Annotated in this window: 4 protein-coding genes and 1 pseudogene; 2 read left to right on the forward strand and 3 right to left on the reverse strand. The window is 67.9% G+C overall.

Annotated features, from left to right (window positions below):
* From ACH107_RS29710 to ACH107_RS29720, 3 genes and pseudogenes are all read right to left on the reverse strand, one after another.
* Window positions 1–204, reverse strand: a pseudogene (locus tag ACH107_RS29710) (MotA/TolQ/ExbB proton channel family protein); the annotation flags it as partial.
* Window positions 201–650 carry a hypothetical protein gene (locus tag ACH107_RS29715; RefSeq protein ID WP_412509315.1) on the reverse strand — a complete coding sequence of 150 codons (450 nt, stop codon included), beginning with the start codon at window positions 648–650 and terminating at the stop codon, window positions 201–203. The gene ACH107_RS29715 and the pseudogene ACH107_RS29710, both read right to left, overlap by 4 nt.
* 12 nt (window positions 651–662) lie before the next feature.
* Window positions 663–2,717: a TonB-dependent receptor plug domain-containing protein gene (locus tag ACH107_RS29720; RefSeq protein WP_412509316.1), complete on the reverse strand. Its 2,055-nt coding sequence runs from the start codon at window positions 2,715–2,717 to the stop codon at window positions 663–665.
* A gap of 224 nt (window positions 2,718–2,941) precedes the next feature.
* Here ACH107_RS29720 and ACH107_RS29725 point away from each other — a divergent pair, with 224 nt between their 5' ends.
* Together ACH107_RS29725 and ACH107_RS29730 are read left to right on the forward strand one after the other, a co-directional pair.
* Window positions 2,942–4,015, forward strand: a complete 1,074-nt coding sequence (locus ACH107_RS29725) for a hemin-degrading factor (protein WP_412509317.1) — start codon at window positions 2,942–2,944, stop codon at window positions 4,013–4,015.
* Window positions 4,015–4,914, forward strand: a complete 900-nt coding sequence (locus ACH107_RS29730; RefSeq protein WP_412509318.1) for a heme/hemin ABC transporter substrate-binding protein — start codon at window positions 4,015–4,017, stop codon at window positions 4,912–4,914. Before ACH107_RS29725 ends, ACH107_RS29730 begins: the two co-directional genes overlap by 1 nt.
* Window positions 4,915–5,029: the final 115 nt, after the last annotated feature.

Genomic DNA, 5,029 nt, shown 5'->3' on the forward strand with positions numbered 1-5,029 from the left:
CGCGCGGGCCTCGCCGCGGTCCCACTCCGCCACGGCGGCGCGCAGCGCGGTATGCCGGCCCACGCCGGAGGCGCTGAACTGCCACAGCTTGTAGAGCACCACCGCGAGGGTGGCGACCGACACCAGCCCGATCAGCGCGATCACCGGGCCGCCCATCTCGATCAGGGCGCGCAGCCTGTTCAGGGCCTCGGTGAGCACGGTCATCCGGTCACCTCGATCCCGGTGTCGGAGGACAGGCGCAGTCCTTCCAGACAGGCACCGGGTGTGAGCCCTGCGCCCTCGCAGGTCTCGAACCCGTTGACCAGCACCTGCCCCAGCGTGTCGCAGGACGGCCCGTCGAGATCGAACTGCCGCACGCGCGGGCGGCCCGCGGGCAGCGCGCCGAAGTCGAACAACGTGATCCGGTCGACATGCCCGGCGCCATCGAACAGCACTGCCTCGGCCACCATGGACTCGAGGTCCGCCGCCAGCCCGTTGCGGATGACGAAGGTCAGCCGGCAGCCGCCACCCTCCACCGGCGCGACGGTGTTGAGCGACAGCCCGAGGCCGGGTGGGTCGGGCGCCGTGGCCTCCTGTGCCGCGGCGGGGGCGGCGAGCGCGAGGATCATGGCCGCCGCGCCGCCGATGCGTCTTGCCGTGTGCTGTATCATGGCGTCTCCTCCTCAGAAGGTCTTGGCGAGGGTGAACTTGAAGCTGCGTCCCGGCTCCGGCCGCGAGGCGAGGTTGGGCGTGTACTGCGCGTCGAGGATGTTCTCGATCCCGGCGCGGAATTCGGTGTTCTTCCACACGGCCGCGCCCCCGGGTGTCACGGTCAGCCGCAGATTGTGGACGTCGTAGCCCGAGCTACGGGTGCCATTGATTGTGATGGAGTCGGCCAAAACTGTTTCCCAGCTAAGGTCATAGGTGTCGTCGAACACCTTGCCGATCGTCAGGCGCAGATTGTCCTGCGACTGGTTGCGCCAGTCGCGAATACCGGAGCCGTCCACCTCCTCGCCATCGCTGATCGTCGCATTGAGATCGGTATAGAACCCGTTTTCCATCGCGTAGGATGCCTCGATCTCGAACCCTTGGGTGCGGACCTCGTCGATTGGCACCATCGCCGCATCGGTGAAGGAGGTGACGTCCCAGAGCTCGGTGTCGAAATAAGTGGCCTTCACTCCCAGTGTATCGCGTGAGGTTATAACATCTGATTTATTGTACGAAACCCCTACCTCGTAGGTACGCGATTTCTCGGTCTGGTTGACACGGTCGCGAAATTCCAGATCGTCGATGACCGGCATCACCTCGGTATAGGCGGCGCTGCCGAACACGGCCAAGCCGTTGCCTAAGTCGTAGCGCGCCGAAAACCCGCCCATCAGCGCGTCCTCGGTGAACTGTCCGGTGTTTCCCGGCGGCTGCCCGGTGACCTCGTTGGTTTCATAGCGCAGCGCTGGCTTGAGCGTCCAAGCATCCCCGACGCTGATCTCGTTGACGGCATAGATTGCCCACCGCTTGCCCGAGCCCCCGGGCGCGCTGGCCGCGTCATTGTCGTTGCGGTCGCGTTCGGCGTACTTGATCCCCATTGTAAGGTCATGCGCGGCCATGCCCGTTTTAAAGAACGCGGTGTTCTTGAGCTCGAGGGTCGTAGTCTCGTACCGGGTGTCGGCGTCGAGGAGCGGCGAACAGATGGTGACCGGCGCCGGTGGGCTTCCCGGGCAGGACACCGGGTCCTGCCGCACCCGCTCGTCAGCATGCGAATACTGCAACGACAGATCGACCAGGTCGCTGACTGGATTAAAGGCGTATTTCAGGATCGTCGTCGCCGCTTCGATTTCGCGGTCGACATTGCCGAAGAAGGTCAGGTTGCCGAAGGAATCGTACGGCACGTCGAACTGCGCGCTTCGGGTGCTCTGGTAGCTTGCCTCGACCGAATGCGCCTTGCCCTCGCCGAATCGGTACTTGCCCTTGATCAGCCAGGACGGGTCGTCGATCTCCTCGCGCAACGGGTTGATGACGGTGCCGTTGCGGTCCTCCGGGAACCCCAGATTGCGCTCGGTGTAGTTGACCATGAGGCCGAAATCCTCGGTCGGCTGCCACGCGCCGATGGTGGAGCTGGTCAGCCCGTTGCCGTTGGTCTGGAATTCCAGCGTCTGGCGCAGGGCGGTGCCGGTCTCGCCGCCGGTCACGTCCTCGGGGTCGATGGTATTGAGGCGCACCACGCCACCCACCACGCCGGACCCGTATTCGAACGAGCCCACCGTGCCGCGGATCACCTCGGCCTCCTCGTAGAGGAACGGGTCGTTGAAAAGCTGCGTGCCGATGCGGTAGAGCTCCTCGGCCCCGCGGGTGGCGCCGTCGACCTGGATCAGCACCTTCTGGTCGGTGCCGAAGGTCTGGTTCGACCCGAAGCCGCGGATCGAGATGCCCGAGCCCTGCTTGGTGTCGCCGTTGACCAGCGCCACGCCCGGGACCGAATCGACCAGCTCGGCCACGGTGCCGGCCTGCCGGTCGCGGATTTCCGCCTCGTTGACGACGGTGCTCGGGGTCGCCGTCTGCGTCTGGACCGCGCGCTTGCTCTCGCCCAGCGTGATGGTGCCGAGGAAGCCCTCTTCGCCAGGCGCGGGCGCGTTGCGAGACGCGTCCGCCCCGGCCTGCTGCGCCGTGGCGGGCGCCATGCCCCACCAGGCGAGACAAAGGCAGGTGGATGTCGTCAGGGCCCTGCGGACGTGTCGTTCCATCTTGTTTCCTTCCGTTTCAAGCAGCGAGTATCGCCGATGTGCTTGCGGAAGGCTGGCACGGCATTTCCGGGGAGTGAGGCGACCCGCAACCGGATCGCCCTTGCGTCGTTTACCCATTTTTGACTAAAAGAGTCAACAATCCGATTCACCCCCGGATCGGTTGTCCCGAAGCCATGTCGCGCCCGCGGCACAGCCACCGAGTTCCCCCGAGATTTGAGGTTGGCATGGCTGTGACCCCCGAAACGACCCCCACAACAACCCCTGACGCAATCCGCGCTTTCCGCGCGGAACATGCCGACATGCGCCCACGCGACCAGGCCGACCGGCTTGGAATCAGCGAGGCGCAGCTCGTGGCCGCGTCCTGCGAGGACGGCGCCACGCGCATCGCCGCCCATCCCGACACGGTGATGGCCGCGGCACAAGAGCTGGGCGAGGTCATGGCGCTGACGCGCAACGACAGCTTTGTGCATGAAAAGATCGGCGCGTATGACAACTATCACCCCGGCGAGCACGCGGCGATGATCCTGACCGAGCAGATCGACCTGCGCATCTTTCCCGCGCACTGGTGCCACGCCTTCATGGTCGAGGCGCCGGGCGGGGCGGTGCCGCGCCGCAGCCTGCAGGTATTCGACGCCGCCGGGGACACGGTGCACAAGGTCATCCTGCGCGACGCTTCGGCCCACGCGGCGTGGGACGGCCTCCGCGACAGGCTGGCCGGCGATAACCAGCGCCCCGAGCAGGCGGTCGCCGCACGGACCCCGCCGGAGCCCCCGAAACCGCGCCCCGACAAGGTCGAGATTCTTCGCGCCGAATGGCGGCGGATGACCGACACGCACCAGTTCCTGCGCATGAGCGCGAAGCTCAAGATGAACCGGTTGGGGGCCTATAGGGTGGCCGGGGCGCCGTTCGCCTGGCCGCTGGCGCCCGGCGCGGCCGACACGCTGCTGGCCCGGCTGGCCGAAAGCGACATCGCGGTGATGGTCTTCGTCGGCAACCGCGGCTGCATCCAGATCCATTCCGGCCCGATCGACAGGCTGACACCGATCGGGCCGTGGCAGAACGTCATGGACCCGGATTTCAACCTGCACCTGCGCCGCGACCATGTCGCCGAGCTCTGGGCGGTGGAAAAACCCACACGCGCCGGCCCGACGACCTCGGTGGAGGCGTTCGATGCCGCGGGCGGGCTGATTTGCCAGGTCTTCGGCCTGCGCAAGGAGGCCCGCGACTGCCGCGCCGCCTTTGCCGGGCTCGTCGCCGATCTGCCCACACGCGACAGCGCCGCCGCGGTGGTGTCATGATGGTGGGCGTTGCGATGACACGGCGCGGGCTCCTCGCCGCTTCGGGTGCGCTTCTGGCCCTCGGCGCCCCGGCGCTGGCACAGGGGCCGAAGCGCGTCGTCTCGATCGGCGGCGCGGTGACCGAGATCGTCCACGCGCTGGACCAGCAGCACCGTCTGGTGGCGCGGGACACCACATCGCCCTACCCGCCCGCGGCCGAAGAGCTGCCGGATGTGGGCTATGCCCGCGCGCTCAGCCCCGAGGGCGTGCTGTCCGTGTCTCCGGAACTCATACTGGCCACGGAGGGGGCCGGACCACCTGAGACGCTGGCGGTGCTGACGGAATCGGGCGTGCCCCTCGTCACCGTGCCCGAAGACCCGAGCGGCGCGGGAATCCTGCGCAAGATCGAGGTCGTCGGCGAGGCGCTCGGCGTGCCGCGACAGGCCGACCGGCTTGCCGCACGGACCGAAGCGGCGCTCGAGGCGGCCGACCGCAAGGTCGCGCAGGTCACCCCGGAGGACCGCGCGAGCGTGCTGTTCATCCTCAGCCTGCAGGGCGGGCGCATCCTCGCTTCCGGACAGGACACGCAAGCCGACGCGATCATCGACATGGCCGGCGGCGTCAACGCGGTGACAGGCTTCGAGGGGTACAAGCAAATCACCGACGAGGCGCTCGCAAGGGCCGCGCCCGACGTGATCCTGATGATGGACCGGGGCGACGACCACCCGACCATCGACGCCGTTCTCTTCAACACCCCCGCGATGCGGACCACCCCGGCCGGGCGGGCCGGCCGGGTCTTGCGGATGCCGGGCCTGTACCTGCTGGGGTTCGGGCCGCGTACCGCGCAGGCCGTTCTGGACCTCAACGCCGAACTCTACGGCGAAACGGACGGCGCCGCCCATGACCCTGACCCGAGCTGACGCCGCAGCCGACACCGGCCCGCGTGACCGGCGCGCGGTGGCACGGCGGGCGCATCTCTGGCTGGCACTGCTGCTGCTGGCCACCTGCGCGGCCGGCTTCGGGACTGGCGCGGCG

The organism is Roseovarius halophilus (ex Wu et al. 2025) (assembly GCF_047086965.1).